At 72.4% G+C, this 16,554-nt stretch carries 17 protein-coding genes; 12 read left to right on the top strand and 5 right to left on the bottom strand.

What is annotated here, in order from left to right; genetic code table 11:
• The first annotated feature begins 18 nt into the window (after positions 1 to 18).
• The 7 genes from SCNRRL3882_RS33005 to SCNRRL3882_RS33035 all read left to right on the top strand — a co-directional run bounded on the left by SCNRRL3882_RS33005 (position 19) and on the right by SCNRRL3882_RS33035 (position 9,262).
• A complete protein-coding gene (locus SCNRRL3882_RS33005) occupies positions 19 to 879 on the top strand; it encodes a TrmH family RNA methyltransferase (RefSeq protein WP_010045261.1) in 861 nt (286 codons plus the stop codon).
• 53 nt (positions 880 to 932) lie between these two features.
• On the top strand, positions 933 to 2,075 hold the full coding sequence (locus SCNRRL3882_RS33010) for a sensor histidine kinase (RefSeq protein WP_010045260.1): 1,143 nt from the start codon (positions 933 to 935) through the stop codon (positions 2,073 to 2,075).
• 129 nt (positions 2,076 to 2,204) lie between these two features.
• The gene (gene pheS / locus SCNRRL3882_RS33015; RefSeq protein ID WP_010045259.1) at positions 2,205 to 3,332 is read left to right on the top strand and encodes a phenylalanine--tRNA ligase subunit alpha; all 1,128 of its coding nucleotides are present in this window, start codon (positions 2,205 to 2,207) and stop codon (positions 3,330 to 3,332) included.
• On the top strand, positions 3,332 to 5,845 hold the full coding sequence (pheT, locus tag SCNRRL3882_RS33020; RefSeq protein WP_010045258.1) for a phenylalanine--tRNA ligase subunit beta: 2,514 nt from the start codon (positions 3,332 to 3,334) through the stop codon (positions 5,843 to 5,845). The genes pheS and pheT overlap by 1 nt, the downstream gene beginning before the upstream one ends.
• A 133-nt stretch (positions 5,846 to 5,978) precedes the next feature.
• Positions 5,979 to 7,010 carry a PP2C family protein-serine/threonine phosphatase gene (locus tag SCNRRL3882_RS33025; protein WP_010045255.1) on the top strand — a complete coding sequence of 344 codons (1,032 nt, stop codon included), beginning with the start codon at positions 5,979 to 5,981 and terminating at the stop codon, positions 7,008 to 7,010.
• A gap of 259 nt (positions 7,011 to 7,269) precedes the next feature.
• Complete coding sequence (locus tag SCNRRL3882_RS33030) at positions 7,270 to 8,610, top strand: hypothetical protein (RefSeq protein ID WP_010045253.1); 1,341 nt, start codon at positions 7,270 to 7,272, stop codon at positions 8,608 to 8,610.
• Positions 8,611 to 8,716: 106 nt separating this feature from the next.
• Positions 8,717 to 9,262: an NUDIX hydrolase gene (locus tag SCNRRL3882_RS33035; protein ID WP_010045251.1), complete on the top strand. Its 546-nt coding sequence runs from the start codon at positions 8,717 to 8,719 to the stop codon at positions 9,260 to 9,262.
• Positions 9,263 to 9,264: 2 nt separating this feature from the next.
• Here SCNRRL3882_RS33035 and SCNRRL3882_RS33040 read toward each other — a convergent pair whose 3' ends face one another.
• Positions 9,265 to 9,522, bottom strand: coding sequence for a hypothetical protein (locus tag SCNRRL3882_RS33040; RefSeq protein ID WP_010045250.1), 258 nt, complete (start codon positions 9,520 to 9,522; stop codon positions 9,265 to 9,267).
• A 219-nt stretch (positions 9,523 to 9,741) separates the two neighbouring features.
• On the opposite strand from SCNRRL3882_RS33040, the gene SCNRRL3882_RS33045 reads away from it, so the two are divergent.
• Positions 9,742 to 9,972 carry a hypothetical protein gene (locus SCNRRL3882_RS33045; protein ID WP_010045248.1) on the top strand — a complete coding sequence of 77 codons (231 nt, stop codon included), beginning with the start codon at positions 9,742 to 9,744 and terminating at the stop codon, positions 9,970 to 9,972.
• 22 nt (positions 9,973 to 9,994) lie between these two features.
• Here the strand turns inward: SCNRRL3882_RS33045 and SCNRRL3882_RS33050 are convergent, their stop codons facing one another.
• A complete protein-coding gene (locus tag SCNRRL3882_RS33050; RefSeq protein ID WP_029181543.1) occupies positions 9,995 to 10,870 on the bottom strand; it encodes a 3-hydroxybutyryl-CoA dehydrogenase in 876 nt (291 codons plus the stop codon).
• A gap of 181 nt (positions 10,871 to 11,051) precedes the next feature.
• Here SCNRRL3882_RS33050 and SCNRRL3882_RS33055 point away from each other — a divergent pair, with 181 nt between their 5' ends.
• Entirely contained in the window at positions 11,052 to 12,290 is a 1,239-nt protein-coding gene (locus tag SCNRRL3882_RS33055; protein ID WP_040903899.1) for a glycoside hydrolase family 10 protein, read from the top strand.
• Between the two features lies 1 nt (position 12,291).
• Here SCNRRL3882_RS33055 and SCNRRL3882_RS33060 read toward each other — a convergent pair whose 3' ends face one another.
• A complete protein-coding gene (locus SCNRRL3882_RS33060; RefSeq protein WP_010045242.1) occupies positions 12,292 to 12,492 on the bottom strand; it encodes a DUF1918 domain-containing protein in 201 nt (66 codons plus the stop codon).
• A gap of 90 nt (positions 12,493 to 12,582) precedes the next feature.
• Entirely contained in the window at positions 12,583 to 13,500 is a 918-nt protein-coding gene (locus tag SCNRRL3882_RS33065) for a DMT family transporter (RefSeq protein ID WP_010045239.1), read from the bottom strand.
• On the opposite strand from SCNRRL3882_RS33065, the gene SCNRRL3882_RS33070 reads away from it, so the two are divergent.
• The 3 genes from SCNRRL3882_RS33070 to SCNRRL3882_RS33080 all read left to right on the top strand — a co-directional run bounded on the left by SCNRRL3882_RS33070 (position 13,499) and on the right by SCNRRL3882_RS33080 (position 16,082).
• Positions 13,499 to 14,935, top strand: coding sequence for a PLP-dependent aminotransferase family protein (locus tag SCNRRL3882_RS33070; RefSeq protein WP_050810309.1), 1,437 nt, complete (start codon positions 13,499 to 13,501; stop codon positions 14,933 to 14,935). The two genes, SCNRRL3882_RS33065 and SCNRRL3882_RS33070, sit on opposite strands and share 2 nt — an antisense overlap.
• 39 nt (positions 14,936 to 14,974) lie before the next feature.
• On the top strand, positions 14,975 to 15,415 hold the full coding sequence (locus SCNRRL3882_RS33075) for a GNAT family N-acetyltransferase (RefSeq protein WP_010045235.1): 441 nt from the start codon (positions 14,975 to 14,977) through the stop codon (positions 15,413 to 15,415).
• A gap of 73 nt (positions 15,416 to 15,488) precedes the next feature.
• Positions 15,489 to 16,082 carry a histidine phosphatase family protein gene (locus SCNRRL3882_RS33080; RefSeq protein ID WP_010045233.1) on the top strand — a complete coding sequence of 198 codons (594 nt, stop codon included), beginning with the start codon at positions 15,489 to 15,491 and terminating at the stop codon, positions 16,080 to 16,082.
• On the opposite strand, the gene SCNRRL3882_RS33085 is transcribed toward SCNRRL3882_RS33080, so the two are convergent.
• The gene (locus SCNRRL3882_RS33085) at positions 16,064 to 16,504 is read right to left on the bottom strand and encodes a DUF6314 family protein (protein ID WP_010045231.1); all 441 of its coding nucleotides are present in this window, start codon (positions 16,502 to 16,504) and stop codon (positions 16,064 to 16,066) included. The genes SCNRRL3882_RS33080 and SCNRRL3882_RS33085 overlap by 19 nt on opposite strands.
• Between the last annotated feature and the right edge of the window lie 50 nt (positions 16,505 to 16,554).

Genomic DNA, 16,554 nt, shown 5'->3' on the forward strand with positions numbered 1-16,554 from the left:
ACTGAGAAAGCGAACGGAATGCCCCCCGCCACCCCCGAGCTCATCTCCCCGCGTTCCCCCCGCGTCTCCGCCGCGCGGCGGCTGGCGAAGCGGAACTTCCGGGGGAAGGAGCGGCTGTTCCTCGCGGAGGGGCCGCAGGCGGTGCGGGAAGCGGCCGGGCACCGGGCCCGGGGCGCGGCCACGCTCGTGGAGCTGTTCGCCACGCTGGAGGCCGCCGAGCGGTACGCCGACATCATCGGGGCGGCCCGGGACGCCGGCGCCCGGGTGCACCTCGCCGCCGAGCAGGTCATCGCCGACATCTCCACCACCGTCACGCCGCAGGGCCTCGTCGGCGTCTGCCGGTTCCTGGACACGCCCTTCGAGGAGGTCCTCGCGGCGCGTCCCCGGCTCGTCGCCCTCCTGGCCAACGTCCGTGACCCGGGCAACGCCGGGACCGTGCTGCGCTGCGCGGACGCCGCAGGTGCCGAGGCCGTCGTCCTGACCGACGCCTCCGTCGACGTGTACAACCCCAAGGCCGTCCGTGCCTCCGTCGGCTCCCTGTTCCACCTGCCCGTCGCCGTCGGCGTCCCCGTGGAGCAGGCGGTCGAAGGGCTGCGGGCCGCCGGTGTCCGGATCCTCGCCGCCGACGGGGCCGGCGACCGCGACCTCGACGACGAGCTCGACAAGGGCACCATGGGCGGGCCGACCGCCTGGGTCTTCGGGAACGAGGCCTGGGGCCTGCCGGAGGAGACCCGCGCGCTCACGGACGCCGTCGTGCGCGTCCCGATCCACGGGAAGGCCGAGAGCCTGAACCTCGCCACCGCGGCCGCCGTATGTCTCTATGCGTCGGCGCGTGCACAGCGCGCCGCCGGAGGGTGCCGCTCCGTCACCGGGAACTAGTAGGGTGACCAGCTCAGGGACCCCTCTGTGGAGCTTGGAGGTGGGGTACGGGGATGAGCGTCGGCACGAGCAGCGCACCGGGGGCCCAGGACGCCGGGAGCCCGCCCGCCGCGTCCCGGCCACCCGGTGATCTCGCCGACCTCGGCATCGATCCCGACATGCTGCCCGACGGCCTCGTCGTCGCCGACGAGCAGGGCCGGGTCGTCTGCTTCAACGCCGCCGCCGAGCGCATCACCGCCGTCCGCGCCCGGGACGCGCTCGGGCAGCGACTGGAGAAGGCCCTGCCATTAGAGGATCTGGAGGGGCGACGCTGGTGGCAGCTGACCGACCCGTACGGCGGCCTCGCGATCCGGGTCGGACAGCCCGAACGCAACCTCCTCCTCCCCGGCGGCCGTGAGGTGCTGGTCTCCGCGCGCTACGTCCGCACCCGGCCCACCGGTCCCGTCCGGCGGCTCGTCGTCACCCTGCGCGACACCGAGGCCCGGCGCCGCACTGAGCGCAGCCACGCCGAGCTGATCGCCACCGTCGCCCACGAACTGCGCTCCCCGCTCACCTCCGTCAAGGGCTTCACCGCCACCCTGCTCGCCAAGTGGGAACGCTTCACCGACGACCAGAAGCGGCTGATGCTGGAGACCGTCGACGCCGACGCCGACCGGGTCACCCGGCTCATCGCCGAGCTGCTCGACATCTCCCGGATCGACTCCGGCCGGCTGGAGGTGCGGCGCCAGCCCGTCGACATCGGCGCCGCCGTCGGACGGCACATCCAGGCCTACGTCGCCGCCGGACAGCCCGCCGACCGGTTCCTGCTGCGTGTCCAGCAGCCGCTGCCCGACCTGTGGGCCGACCCCGACAAGATCGACCAGGTGCTCAGCAACCTCCTGGAAAACGCCGTGCGGCACGGCGAGGGAACTGTCACGATCGACGTCACGGCCACGGCGTCCCCCCGTGAGGGCGAGGACATCGGCACGTCGGTCACGGTGAGCGACGAGGGGCCCGGCATCCCGGAGGAGTCCATGAACCGCGTCTTCACCCGCTTCTGGCGGGGCAGCAAGCGCGGCGGCACGGGCCTCGGGCTCTACATCGTCAAGGGCATCGTCGAAGCCCACGGCGGCACCATCACGGTCGGCCGCGCCCCCGGCGCCGGCGCCGAGTTCCGATTTACGTTGCCCGTGAGCGCTCCGGCCTATCTCGCTTGAGCAGCCCGCGGGCGCATTCGTACACCTCCACCCCGTTAGACTCGGCCATTGGCACCTTTGTGTCCCGCAGACGGCCGTCGGAGTCGGTGACGGGGACCTTCAGCCAGCCAATCGGAAGCACGGGAAGAGATGTCGGCACCGAATAAGTCGTACGACCCTGTAGAGGTCGAGGCGTTGAAACCGGAAGAGATCGAGCGCATGCGGGACGAGGCGCTCGCCGCCTTCGCCGCCGCGGACTCCCTCGACGCGCTCCACGAGGCCAAGGTCGCCCACACCGGCCCCGCCTCTCCGCTGGCCCTCGCCAACCGCGAGATCGGCGCCCTGCCCCCGCACGCCAAGGCCGACGCCGGCAAGCGCGTCGGGCAGGCCCGCGGCGCCGTGAACAAGGGCCTCGCCGCCCGCCAGGCCGAACTCGAGGCCGAGCGGGACGCCCGCGTGCTGGTCGAGGAGGCGGTGGACGTCACGCTGCCCTACGACCGCGTGCCGGCCGGCGCCCGGCACCCGCTCACCACGATGATGGAGCGGGTCGCGGACGTCTTCGTGGCCATGGGCTACGAGATCGCCGAGGGGCCGGAGGCCGAGGCGGAGTGGTTCAACTTCGACGCCCTCAACTTCCTGCCCGACCACCCGGCCCGGCAGATGCAGGACACCTTCTTCGTGCAGGGCCCCGAGGGCACCGACGAGTCCGGGTCCGGCGTCGTCCTGCGCACCCACACCTCCCCGGTGCAGGCCCGCGCCCTGCTCGACCGTGAGCTGCCGGTCTACATCGTCTGCCCCGGCCGGGTGTTCCGCACCGACGAGCTGGACGCCACGCACACGCCCGTCTTCCACCAGATCGAGCTGCTCGCGGTGGACGAGGGCCTGACGATGGCCGACCTCAAGGGCACTCTCGACCACATGGTCCAGTCCCTGTTCGGCGCGGACATGAAGACCCGGCTGCGGCCGAACTACTTCCCCTTCACCGAGCCGAGCGCCGAGATGGACATGCTCTGCTACGTCTGCAAGGGCGAGTCGATCGGCAACCCCGACCGCCCCTGCCGCACCTGCTCGTCCGAGGGCTGGATCGAGCTCGGCGGCTGCGGCATGGTCAACCCGCGGGTGCTCACGGCCTGCGGCGTCGACCCGGAGAAGTACAGCGGATTCGCCTTCGGGTTCGGCATCGAGCGGATGCTGATGTTCCGCCACAACGTCGAGGACATGCGAGACATGGTCGAGGGTGACGTCCGGTTCACCCGGCCGTTCGGGATGGAGATCTGATGCGGGTCCCGCTTTCTTGGCTGCGGGAGTACGTCGACCTGCCGGCCACCGAGACCGGCCGCGACGTCCAGGCCAAGCTCATTTCGGCCGGTCTGGAGGTCGAGACCGTCGAGCAGCTCGGCGCCGACCTCAAGGGCCCGCTGGTCGTGGGCCAGGTGGCGACGATCGAGGAGCTGACGGAGTTCAAGAAGCCGATCCGCTTCTGCACCGTCGACGTCGGCCAGGCCAACGGCACCGGCGAGCCCCAGGAGATCGTCTGCGGCGCCCGCAACTTCGCCGTCGGCGACAAGGTCGTCGTGGCCCTGCCCGGCGCCGTCCTGCCCGGTGACTTCCAGATCGCCGAGCGCAAGACCTACGGCAAGATGTCCCGCGGCATGATCTGCTCCAGCGACGAGCTGAACATGGGCGACGACGGCACCAAGGGCATCATCGTGCTGCCCCCGGAGACCGAGGTCGGCAGGGATGCGATCGAGCTGCTGGAGCTGGTCGACGAGGTCCTCGACATCGCCGTCACACCCGACCGCGGCTACTGCCTGTCGCTGCGCGGCGTCGCCCGCGAGACCGCCATCGCCTACGGCCTGCCGCTGCGCGACCCGGCCCTGCTCGACGTGCCCGGCCCGAACGCGTACGGCTACCCCGTGCGGATCTCCGACCCCACCGGCTGCGACCGCTTCACGGCCCGGACGGTGACCGGCCTGAGCGCCGAGGCCCGCTCGCCGATCTGGCTCCAGCGCCGGCTGCAGAAGGTCGGCATGCGCCCGATCTCGCTCGCCGTCGACGTCACCAACTACGTGATGATGGAGCTCGGCCAGCCGCTGCACGCCTACGACCGCGGCCTGGTCCGGGGCACGATCGGCGTGCGACGGGCCGAGCCGGGCGAGAAGCTCACCACCCTCGACGGCGTCGAGCGCACGCTGGACGCCGAGGACCTGGTGATCACCGACGACCGGGGCCCCATCGGGCTCGCCGGCGTCATGGGCGGCGCCAACACGGAGATCGCCGACCACGACGACGTGGAGAACGCCACGGCGGACGTGGTGATCGAGGCCGCGCACTTCGACGCGGTGTCGATCGCGCGCACGGCCCGCCGGCACAAGCTGTCCTCCGAGGCGTCCCGGCGCTTCGAGCGCGGCGTCGACCCGCAGGCCGCCGCTGCCGCCGCGCAGCGCACGGTGGACCTGCTGGTCCTGCTCGCGGGCGGTACCGCCGAGGCCGGCGTCACCGAGGTGATCGCGCCGACCGCGCCCCGCACCATCACGATCCCCGCCGACCACCCGGACAAGGTCGCGGGCGTCGCGTACGGCCGCGAGACCGTCGTACGGCGGCTCCAGGAGATCGGCTGTGACGTGTACGGGCAGGACGAGCTGATCGTCACCGTGCCGTCCTGGCGGCCCGACCTCACCGACCCGAACGACCTCGCCGAAGAGGTCATCCGGCTGGAGGGCTACGAGAACCTGCCCTCCACGCTGCCCAAGCCGCCGGCCGGTCTCGGTCTGACCAGCCGGCAGCGGCTGCACCGCCGCGTCGGCCGGGCCCTGGCCGGTGCCGGGTACGTCGAGGCGCTGAACTACCCGTTCATCGGCGAGCACGTCTTCGACCAGCTGGGCCTCGAGGCGGACGACCCGGCCCGCCGCGTCGTGAAGCTCAGCAACCCGCTGAGCGACGAGGAGCCCGCGCTGCGCACGACGCTGCTGCCGGGCCTGCTCACCGCTCTGCGGCGCAACGACGGACGGGGCTCGCACGACCTCGCGCTGTTCGAGACCGGTCTGGTCTTCCGGCCGCGCGAGGAGCAGCGGATCGCCGCCGTGCTGCCCGTCGACCGCCGCCCGACCGACGAGGAGCTCGCCGAGCTGAACGCGGCACTGCCCGAGCAGCCTCGGCACGCCGCCGTCGTCCTCGCCGGTGCGCGGGAACAGGCCGGCTGGTGGGGCAAGGGCCGTCCGGCCGACTGGGCCGACGCGGTGGAGGCGGCGCGCTCCGTCGCCCGTGAGGCGGGCGCCGAGCTGCTGGTCCGCAAGGGGCAGTACGGGCCCTGGCACCCCGGGCGGTGTGCCGAGCTGGCGATCACCGTGGACGGTGCCGAGCGGGTGGTGGGCCACGCGGGGGAGTTGCACCCGCGCGTGGTGAAGGCGCTGGGCCTGCCGGAGCGAACCTGTGCGATGGAGATCGACCTGGACGCGGTGGAGTCGGCGGGTGACGCCATGGTGAAGGCGCCGCGCATCTCCACGTTCCCCGTGGCCACGCAGGATGTCGCCCTCGTCGTCGACGCGGTGGTTCCGGCGGCGGAGGTCGAGGAGGCCTTGCGCGAGGGTGCCGGGGAGCTGCTGGAGTCGATCCGGCTGTTCGACGTGTACGAGAACGCGGAGCAGCTGGGCGAGGGCCGGAAGTCGCTGGCGTACGCCCTGCGGTTCCGGGCGGCTGATCGGACGCTGACCGTGGATGAGGCGTCGGCGGCTCGGGACGCGGCGGTTGCCCTTGCGGGTGAGCGTGTCGGGGCCGAGCTGCGGAGCTAGCGCCGCCTCACTCGTTTGAGTGGTAAAGGTAGGTAAGCCTGCCCTTCCAGGTGTGCTGTCGACAGAATCGGACCGGTCTGTTTTTGGGCCGGTCCGATTCTGTGTGTCAGGGGCCTATTGGGGGGCCATCGGCATGATCCGCATCAGGGGTCGGGTGCGAAGCCTCGGTCTGCCGACGGTTTGGGGCGCGGCGGCCGTCACGTACAAGTTGGCCTGTCCGCTCGCCCAGGAGACCGGCCTCGAAGCGCGGATCGTGACCAGTGCCGTGTTCTTCACCGTCGGTACCGGGCTGATCCTGCACGTGCGGCAGATGCTGATGCGTGAGCTGCGGCAGTTGCGCCGTGTCGCGGGTGCCGCGCAGAGCGCGCTGCTGAGGCCGCTGCCCTCGTCTGTCGAGGGGCTGGACATCGCCGCCGCCCAGTTGCCGGCCGAGCGCGGGGCGGCCATCGGCGGTGACCTGTACGAGGTCGTCGCCACCGAGCACGGCGTACGGGCCCTGATGGGTGACGTACGCGGGCACGGGATCGGGGCGTTCGGGACGGTCGCCGCCGTGCTCGGCTGCTTCCGTGAGGCCGCGCACGACGAGAAGGACCTCGGCGGGGTACTGCACCGGCTGGAACGCGCCCTGGCACGGCACCTGCGCCAGGAGCATCCGGCCGGCGCCGCCGAGGAGTTCGTGACCCTGCTGCTCGTGGAGATCCGTGCCGACGGGGAGTTGACCGCCCTGAACTGCGGACATCCGTGGCCGTACCGGCTGAGCGGCACGGACGTCGACCAACTCGCCCCGGCCGATCCGTATCCGCCCCTGGGGCCGTTCCCGCTTCCGGCCGAGCTGCCCCCCGTGGGCCTGGGGTACCTGGAGCACGGTGACGCGCTGTTCCTCCACACGGACGGCGCACAGGACGCGAGGGATGCCCGTGGCCGCTTCTTTCCGCTGCCGCATGCTCTGAGGACGGCAGTGCGGGACGCGCCGTTCTCCTCGCAGACCATCCTGAGCAGGATTTCCACGGCCCTCCTGGACCACACCCGGGGCGCACCCGCGGACGACATCGCCCTGATGATCCTCACGAAGAGCGGATGCCCGTCCCGCAGGGGCGCGGGGAACCGCGCGACCGGCCACGACGCACCCGCAGTCGACGACACACCCCTCACCCAACGGCGATGAACCACCCGGCGTGGCCGGCGGTGCCGTCCGCCCCGCCACGGAGTGTCGGGCAGGCGGCCGGGCGGACGGCGGAAGCGGGCCGCCGCACTGTACGAGGGGGAGCCGGCGGCCCGGCCGGCCTCTTGCGAGGCATTTCAGTCAACCGGCTGACGACTCTGAGCGACAGTGCGCACACAGCGCGGATTCGAGCACTCCGTTCACACCCCGTGTGAAGGCGGAGCCACTAACCTGGCCGCACCGAGCCACCGGGGGGCCCACCATGCAGCCCAACACTCTGCTCGACGCGATCCTGGACGAGGCCGGGATCTCGCACGCGGGGCTGGCCGCACACGTCAACCAGGCGGGACGGGCGCGTGGCCTGTCCCTGAGGTACGAACACACCGCCGTCGCCCGGTGGTTGAAGGGGCAGCGTCCCCGGGGCCAGGTGCCCGACCTGATCTGCGAGGTGCTCGCCGCCCGGTTGCAGCGGCAGGTGACCCTCGACGACATCGGCCTCGGCGTGCCCGGCGAGCCGTCCGCACCGCACACCGGCTCGCTGTCCGGGTTCGTCGAGCGGGCCACCGCCCTGTGGCGCTCCGACCAGCAGCAGCGCCCGCACATCCTGGGCGCGCCCGCGCTCACCGGCACGCCCGCCGTCATGCCGGTGTGGGAGTGGGAGAACCCGCCCGAGGACGTGGACGTCTCCCGCGGCGGCAGACACCGGGTCACCCCGAGCGACCTGGAGATGCTGCGCGCCGCCCGCACGCACTACGAGCAGATGTACCGCAAGGCCGGGGGAATCGCGACGCGGGCCCGCATCGTCGGCTTCCTCAACGCCGAGGCCGCGCCGCTGCTGCGTGGCAGTTACACCGATGAGACGGGGCGTCAACTCCACCGGGCGACCGGCGGGTTGGTGGCCGTGGCCGGGATCTGCGCCTACGACTCCGACGCGCACGGCCTCGCGCAGCGTTACTTCCACCAGGCCCTGCGGCTCGCCAAGGCCAGCGGGGACCGGGGACTCGGCGCCTACATCATCGCGCTGCTGGTCAACCAGTCGCTGTTCATGCGGGAGTACCGGCAGGCCGTCGCCTTCGCGGAGGCCGCGCTGCGGGCCGCCGGCAAGCACATCACCCCCGCTCTCGCCTCCGACCTGTACGCGATGCAGGCCAAGGCGTACGCGCATCTCGGCGACGGCACGAGCGCCCTGTCCTGCATCCGGCGGGCCGAGCAGGCCGCGGCACGCATCCGGCGTGGCTACGAGCCCGACGAGACCGGCTATGTCCAGCCGGGGCTGGTCAACGTCCAGGTGGCGGAGGCGCTGCTGAGTCTCGGGGAGATCGCCGCCGCCGGGGAGCATGCGGCGGCAGCGGTCGACAACCCGGCGCACGACCGCGGCCGGGTGCACCGGCTGGCCATGCTCAGCACGATCGAGCTGCGGCAGGGCAACGCGGACAAGGCCGTGGCCATCGCCGTGCAGATGGCCGAGCAGGCCCGCGGCATGGAGTCCCAGCGGCTGCGCGACCGGCTGCGCGCGGTGCGGGAGCACCTGGTGCGCAGCGGCTGCGCCGGCACCGCCGAGGCGGCTGAACTCATCGACGGGGCCCTGCGCGTACCGTTGTAGACCCGGGCGACGGCGCCCGTGTCATCCCGAGCGACTTCCTGTGCGCCTGCTGTCAGTACGTCCCTACTGCGATATTGCCACTTACTCGACGGAAGGTGGCAGAACCGTGCAGTGGACGAAACACAACGAACAAAGTGTGTACTCAAACCGCTGGTTCAGCGTCAATCTCGCGGATGTCGAACTGCCGGACGGCCGGCACCTCGACCACTTCCTCATACGGCTGCGGCCCGTTGCCGTGGCCACGGTCGTGAACGAGGCCAACGAGGTGCTGCTGCTCTGGCGGCACCGCTTCATCACCGACAGCTGGGGGTGGGAACTGGCGGCGGGCGTCGTCGAGGACGGCGAGGACGTCGCCCGCGCGGCCGCCAGGGAACTGGAGGAGGAGACCGGCTGGCGGCCGGGACCCCTGCACCACCTCATGAGCGTGGAGCCGTCCAACGGGCTCACCGACGCCCGGCACCACGTGTACTGGGCCGACGAGGGCGAGTACGTGGGGCACCCCGTGGACGACTTCGAGTCGGACCGCCGGGAGTGGGTTCCCCTCAAGCTCGTCCCCGACATGGTCGCCCGCGGGGAGGTCCCGGCCGCCAACATGGCGGCCGCGTTACTGCTGCTGCACCATCTCAGGCTCGGGCAGGACACGTTGCCCTGAACTCAACGTCCCAGTGCCTGCCAGATCGCCACGACGAGGGCACCCACGGCGGTGAGGGCGGCGACCGCGGGCAGCGGCCAGCGCGCGTGTTCGAGTGAGTTGATCCGGGTGTTGAGCTCGTCGAGTTCCTTGGCGGTCTCCTCGGTGCGGTGGCTGAGCAGAGCCAGCCCGCCCTCGACGCGGGCGTACGCCACGTCGAGGCGGCGCCGTAACTCTGCGAGTTCTCCGTGAACGACCGGATGCTCGGGATCGACGGTCACGAGTCCGTTCCTTTCCGTAGTCGTTGCACATCCCTTGCATGCGCATGAGGAGTCAACTCGCCTGGTGGGCGCCTGGGGAGAGTGTGCGACGGGCATATGCGAGCCCGACGCGCACACGGTGTGTGAATGCCACGGGCCGGGCACCAACTCTGGTGCCCGGCCCTCAGCTTGGCCGAAATATGACCGTCCGTAACCGGCCTCGGGGGTACCCGGGACGACATGACGAAGTGGCAGAAGAACGCGGCGTACGCGCTGGCGCTCTACGCGCTGCTGGTCGCGGTGTTCCGGTACTCCTCCGGAGGACAGGGGTGGGGCACGGCGCTGCTGCTCGCTCTCGTGACCACGCCGCTAGCCCTCTGGATGGGCTGGCTGCGCGGCCGCCTCAACGAGCAGGCGGCCGAATGGGGACGCCGCCGGTTCCGGCCGTGGCCGGAGGAGCGACGGCGCTGAGGCGGCGGCCCGGCCCGGGTGGTCAGTCGTACGTGTAGAAGCCCGACCCCGTCTTGCGGCCCAGCCGGCCCGCGTCGACCATGCGCTGCAGGAGCGGGGGAGCGGCGTACAGGGGCTCCTTGTACTCCTCGTACATCGACTGCGCGACCGAGGCGACCGTGTCCAGGCCGATGAGGTCGGAGAGCTTCAGGGGGCCCATCGGGTGGGCGCAGCCCATCTCCATGCCGTTGTCGATGTCCTCGCGGCTGGCGATGCCCGTCTCGAACATCCGGATCGCGGAGAGCAGGTACGGGATCAGCAGCGCGTTGACCACGAAGCCGGAGCGGTCCTGGGCGCGGATCGCGTGCTTGCCCAGCACCTTCTCGGTGAACAGCTGGGCCCGGCTCAGCGTGCCCTCGGACGTGGTGAGGGCCGGGATCAGCTCGACGAGCTTCTGCACCGGGGCCGGGTTGAAGAAGTGGATGCCGATGACCTGGTCGGGCCGCGAGGTCGCCACCGCCAGCTTCACCAGCGGGATGGAGGAGGTGTTGGAGGCCAGGATGGCGTCGGGCCGGGTCACGACCTGGTCGAGCACCTGGAAAATCTCGGTCTTGACCTGCTCGTTCTCGACGACGGCCTCGATCACCAGGTCGCGGTCGGCGAACTCGCCGAGGTCCGTGGTGAAGCTCAGACGGTCCTGCGTCGCCTCCAGCTCCTCCTCGGTGATCTTGCCGCGCTCGGCTGCCTTGGCCAGGGAGTTGAACAGCCGGGTCCGGCCGATCTCCAGGGCCTCGCCGGTGGTCTCGGCGACCATGACGTCCAGACCGGCCCGGGCGCACACCTCGGCGATCCCCGCGCCCATCTGACCGCAGCCCACGACTCCGACGCGTGCAATGTCTCCCGCTGGGATGTCCGTCACATCGTCCCTTTCGCTGCTGATCCACTTCTGGGCAGGTGCTCCGGGTCGCCGGTGCCTGCTCCGTTCGTGCACGTTACTCCCAAGTATCGATGATCGATCGCCGGGGTCGCGTCCGCTTCGGGCATGCTGGGCCCGGAGCGATCCGCGACCGGGCGGATCCGCGGCTTTTTGGGGCATGCGGATGGGACGAGTGTCACGCAGGGCGTTCGCGGTGGCGGCGCTGTCGGCTTTCACGATGATGCCTCCGGCGTCGGCCGCGCCCGAGCGGGGCGGCCGGGGCGGCGACAGGGCGGCCTCCGGGATGCGGGGCGTCTGGCTGGCCACCGTGGTCAACCGCGACTGGCCGTCGAAGCCGGGGCTGACCGCCGCGCGGCAGCGGGCCGAGCTGATCACCCACCTCGACAGGGCGGCCCGCAACCGGCTCAACACCGTGATCTTCCAGGTCCGGCCCACGGCGGACGCCCTGTGGCCCTCACCGTACGAGCCGTGGTCACAGTACCTCACCGGCACCCAGGGCAAGGACCCCGGCTGGGACCCGCTGGGGACGGCGGTCGAGGAGGCCCATGCCCGTGGCCTGAAGCTGCACGCCTGGTTCAACCCCTACCGGGTCGCCACCCACGCCGACCCGACCCGGCTGGCCGCCGACCACCCCGCCCGCAGGAACCCGGACTGGGTGGTGACGTACGGCGGGAAGCTCTACTACAACCCCGGGCTGCCCGAGGTCCGGGCCTTCGTGCAGACCGCGATGCTCGACGCGGTGCACAAGTACGCCGTGGACGGTGTCCATTTCGACGACTACTTCTACCCCTACCCCGTGGCGGGCCAGAGCTTCGACGACGACGCGGCCTACGAGGAGTACGGCGCCGGCTTCCCGGACCGGGCGGCGTGGCGGCGGGACAACATCGACGAGCTGGTGCGGGAGACGGCGGAGCGCGTCAAGCAGGTCCGGCCCGGCACCCCGTTCGGCGTCAGCCCCTTCGGAGTGTGGCGCAACGCCGCCACCGACCCGCTCGGCTCGGACACCCGGGCAGGCGTGCAGACCTACGACGACCTGCACGCGGACACGCGCAAGTGGGTGCGCGAGAGCTGGATCGACTACATCGTCCCGCAGCTGTACTGGAACATCGGCTTGCCCGCCGCCGACTACGCGAAGCTGGTGCCCTGGTGGGCGGAGGTCGCGCGCGGCAGCTCGACGCGGCTGTATGTGGGGGAGGCGCTGTACAAGGCCGGTGACCCGGCGCAGCCCGCGGCCTGGCAGGACCCGGCCGAGCTGTCCCGGCACCTGACGCTGGCCAGGGATCACGCGCAGGTGCGCGGGCACGTCTTCTTCGCCGCCAAGGACGTGGCGACCGATCGGATCGGGGCGATGGCGAGGGTGGTCGCCGACCACTACGGGCAGCCGGCGCCGCCGCCGCGCTGAATCACGGCCCGGTGGTGGTCTCCCGGTGCCGGATCTCGGTGTCGGGTCCCGGCGAGCACACGCCCTCGTGCCCGTCCTCGAACCGGACGCGGTACGGGGGGTTGCCCTCCTGGCCCAGCACTTCGACGATTTCGCCGACCTTGTCGTGCTGACCGACCACCCTGCCGTGCTGGACAAGCTGGTCGCCCACGGTTGCGCGCATCTGGGGCCTCCTCACGATGTGCGGAGCAGCGGTCCGTGGCCTCCGAGTCTACGGCCGCGGGCGCCTCTCGGCAGGGCCGTGTGCGCCCGTTCAGCCGCGCGCCCGTTGTGTGACGGCGATGCAGACCAGCACCGCCACGGCTGTCAGCGGGGCGGCCACTGTCAGGTGCTCGCCCAGCAGCAGCACCGACCACACCAGTGTGAGCAGGGGCTGGGCGAGCTGCAACTGGCTGGCCTTCGGGATGCCGATGGCCGCCATGCCCCGGTACCAGACGACCAGTCCCAGGAACTGCGAGCCCGCCGCGACCCACAGCAGCCCGGTGACGCTGTGCGCGGTCAGGTGCACGGGTTCCTGCGCCAGGGTGAACGCGGCGACGGGCACGGTCAGCGGCAGGCACAGCACCAGCGCCCAGCCGATGACGTGCCAGCCCGGCATGACCCGGGCCAGCCGGCCGCCCTCGGTGTAGCCGGCCGCGCACACCAGCAGCGCCGCGAAGAGGTACAGGTCGGCGGTGCTCAGGGCGCCGCCGCTCTGCTGCACGGTGAAGGCCAGCACCGCCGCAGCGCCGGCGAGGGCCGCCGCCCAGAAGGTGCGCGAGGGCCGGGTGCCGACGCGCAGGGCGGAGAAGAGCGCGGTGGTCAGGGGGAGCAGTCCCACCACGACGGCGGCGTGCGCGGTGGTCGACGTCTGCAGTGCAAGCGTGGTCAGCAGCGGGAAACCGAGGACCACACCGGCCGCCACGACCGCGAGGCCCGGCCAGTGCCGCCGGGCGGGCGGGGGCACCCGCAGCGCCAGCAGCGCACCGCCCGCGATCACCGCTGCCAGGACGCTGCGGACGGCGACCAGCGACCAGGGCCCGAAGCCCTCAAGACCCCAGGCGGTGGCGGGGAAGGTGAGGGAGAAGGCGATGACGCCCAGGGCGGCCTGCGGGGTGCCGAGGCCGGGCTGCTCCCGCTCCGTGGCGACTGCTATCCGGGAAGCGGTAGTAGCGCTACTCTGTACTCTCATGCAAGAGCGTAGCAGCGTCGGTGAACTGGCGGAACAGCTGCGGCGGGAGCTCGACCGCTACTCGCCAGGTGGAAAGCTGCCGTCGAGCCGGGCCCTAGTCGAGCGGTTCCGGGTGAGTCCCGTGACCGTGTCGCGGGCGCTGGCGCAGCTCGCCGCCGAGGGGCTGGTCGTCACCCGGCCCGGCGCGGGCGCGTTCCGCGCGCCGGCCCGGACGGCACCGGCCCCCGCCGGGGACACCTCCTGGCAGGAGGTCGCGCTCAGCGCGGACGGTGCCGCCGACCTCGTGCCCCGCTCGGTGGACGCCTCCGGGGTGCTGGTGTCGCTGGCCGCGCCACCCCCCGGCGTGATCGAGTTCAACGGCGGCTATCTGCACCCGTCGTTGCAGCCGGAGCGGGCGATGGCCGCCGCCCTGTCGCGCGCCGGACGCCGGCCCGGGGCCTGGGGACGCCCGCCCATGGAGGGGCTGCCGGAGCTGCGCGAGTGGTTCGCGCGGGGCATCGGCGGCTCCTTCACGGCCGCCGAGGTGCTCGTCACCGCGGGCGGCCAGTCCGCCCTCACCACCGCCCTGCGCGCCCTCGCCCCGCCCGGCGCCCCCGTGCTGGTCGAGTCGCCGACCTACCCCGGCATGCTCGCCATCGCCCGTGCCGCGGGCCTGCGCCCGGTGCCCGTCCCGGTGGACCCCGACGGTGTGAAACCGGCGCTGCTCGCCGACGCCTTCCGGGCCACCGGCGCCCCGGCCTTCGTCTGCCAGCCGCTCTTCCAGAACCCCACCGGTGCCGTGCTCGCGCCCGAGCGGCGCGACGAGGTGCTGCGCATCGCCCGCGAGGCGGGCGCGTTCGTCGTCGAGGACGACTTCGTGCGGCGGCTCGTGCACGAGGACGCGGGACCGCTGCCACGCCCGCTGGCCGCCGACGACCCCGACGGTGTCGTCGTCCACGTCTGCTCGCTGACCAAGGCGACCTCGCCGAGCTTCCGGGTGAGCGCCCTGGCCGCGCGCGGACCGGTCCTGGAGCGGCTGCGCGCGATCCAGGTCGTCGACACCTTCTTCGTGCCCCGGCCCCTGCAGGAGGCGGCACTCGAACTCGTCGGCTCGCCCGCCTGGCCGCGCCATCTGCGAGCGGTGTCCGCCGAGTTGAGGGCGCGCCGGGACGCGATGACCGCCGCGCTCGCGCTGCACCTGCCGGAACTCGTCCTGCCGCACGTGCCGTCCGGCGGCTACCACCTGTGGCCGCGCCTGCCCGACGGTACGGACGAGCCGGCCCTGACCTCCGCCGCCCTGCGCGCGGGCGTCGCCATCACGCCCGGCCGCCCCTACTTCAGCGCCGAGCCGCCGGCCGCGCACGTGCGGCTGAGCTTCGCGGCGGTCGCCGGGACCGGGGAGATCGCGGAAGGGGTGCGGCGGCTGCGCGCGGCCTGCGACGAGGTGCTGGGTTAAGCGTTCGACGCATGGCCGCCGGCCTGCGAGCATCCCGTCATGACCGACACGCCGAGCCTGCCAGAGGGCTACGAGATCTCCACCGACCCTGCCCGCGTCGACGCCGAGCGGGTCCACCGCTGGCTGGCCACCGACGCGTACTGGGCGCTGGGCCGCCCCCGCGAGAAGCAGGACCGGGCGATCGAGGGGTCGCTCAACTTCGGCGTGTACGAGACGGTGTCGGGCGAGCAGGTGGCGTACGCCCGGGTCATCACGGACCGGGCCACCTTCGGGTGGCTCTGCGACGTGTACGTCGACCCGTCGGTGCGCGGCAAGGGTGTCGGAACCGCGCTCGTGGCGGCCGTACGGGACGAGCTGCGGCGGTACGGGGTGCGCCGGGTCCTGCTCGCCACCCACGACGCGCACGGCGTCTACGAGAAGCTCGGGTTCGCGGCGCTGGAGCGGCCCGAGCACTGGATGGCGCTCATCTTCGGCCAGTGAGGGCCGCTGCACCCTGGGTAACTCCCTGGTAACACCTCTTGACCTGCGCACTTGCGGCCCTCACGATCGCCGCATGCCACTTCGGGTCACGTTCGTCGCCGCCGCGCGCAGCTCCCCGCTGCTCGCCGAGCGCTTCGAGGACGACCGGCCGCTGGACCAAGCCGGCTGGGGTGAGGTGGAGTGCGTCGCCCACGAGCTGCTGCCGCTCGCCGCGGCCGAGCTGCGCTACTGCTCGCCCACTCCGCGCAGTCGTGCGACGGGGGAGGGGCTCGGGTACGCCCCGCTCGTGCAACTCGGCCTGCGGGACTGCGACATGGGCCGGTGGCGCGGGCTGACCCTGGGCGAGGCGATGGCCCGGGAGCCGGAGGCGGTGGACGCCTGGCTCGCCGACCCGCACGCCACACCGCACGGCGGTGAGTCGCTGGTGGACTTCATCACCCGCGTCGGCGGCTGGCTCGACACCCGGCCCGTCGAGGACGGCTGCCGGGTGGTGGCCGTCGCCGAGCCGTCCGTGATCCGCGCCGCCCTGGTGTACGCCCTGAAGGCACCGCCCGCGACGTACTGGAACATCGACGTCCGCCCGCTGTCGACGACGTCCGTGACGGGCCGGGCGGGGCGCTGGAACCTGCGCTTCGACGGGGTGCCGGCTCAGACTTCCCGTGCGTAGTCGGTGCGCAGTACGAGGTCCTTGGCCGGGCCGCGTACGTGCCACACCGTCCGCCAGTGGTCCGTGTCGCGGACGGTGAACTCGCCGCGGTAGAGGTCCGCCGCGCAGGGGTGGTCGGCGACGTGCCGTCCGGAGGTCAGGTCCAGGTCGTGGAACGGCCGCCCGTCCGCGAACCGCACGTCCGCCGTGCCGCCCGGACCCGGCAGGAACCGCAGCGTCCGCTCGGCGGGCCGGGCGACGCCCTGCCAGACGAAGGTGCCGGACTCGTGGTGCAGCAGTCCGCCGTCCTCCTCCGCGGTGAACACGGTGGTCCCGCTGAACTTCCCCTGCTCGCCGCTCGCGAGATCCCGCACCGACCGGGTCACGCGCCAGCGCCCGGCCAGATAGGCCAGTACATCCGGCACTGGCCAGAACTCGCCCATTCCGTACCGCTCTCCGTCCCAACCGTTGCTGCGCGACCCATTGACGCGCA

The sequence above is a fragment of the Streptomyces chartreusis NRRL 3882 genome, assembly GCF_900236475.1.
Classification (GTDB): Bacteria; Actinomycetota; Actinomycetes; order Streptomycetales; family Streptomycetaceae; genus Streptomyces; species Streptomyces chartreusis_D.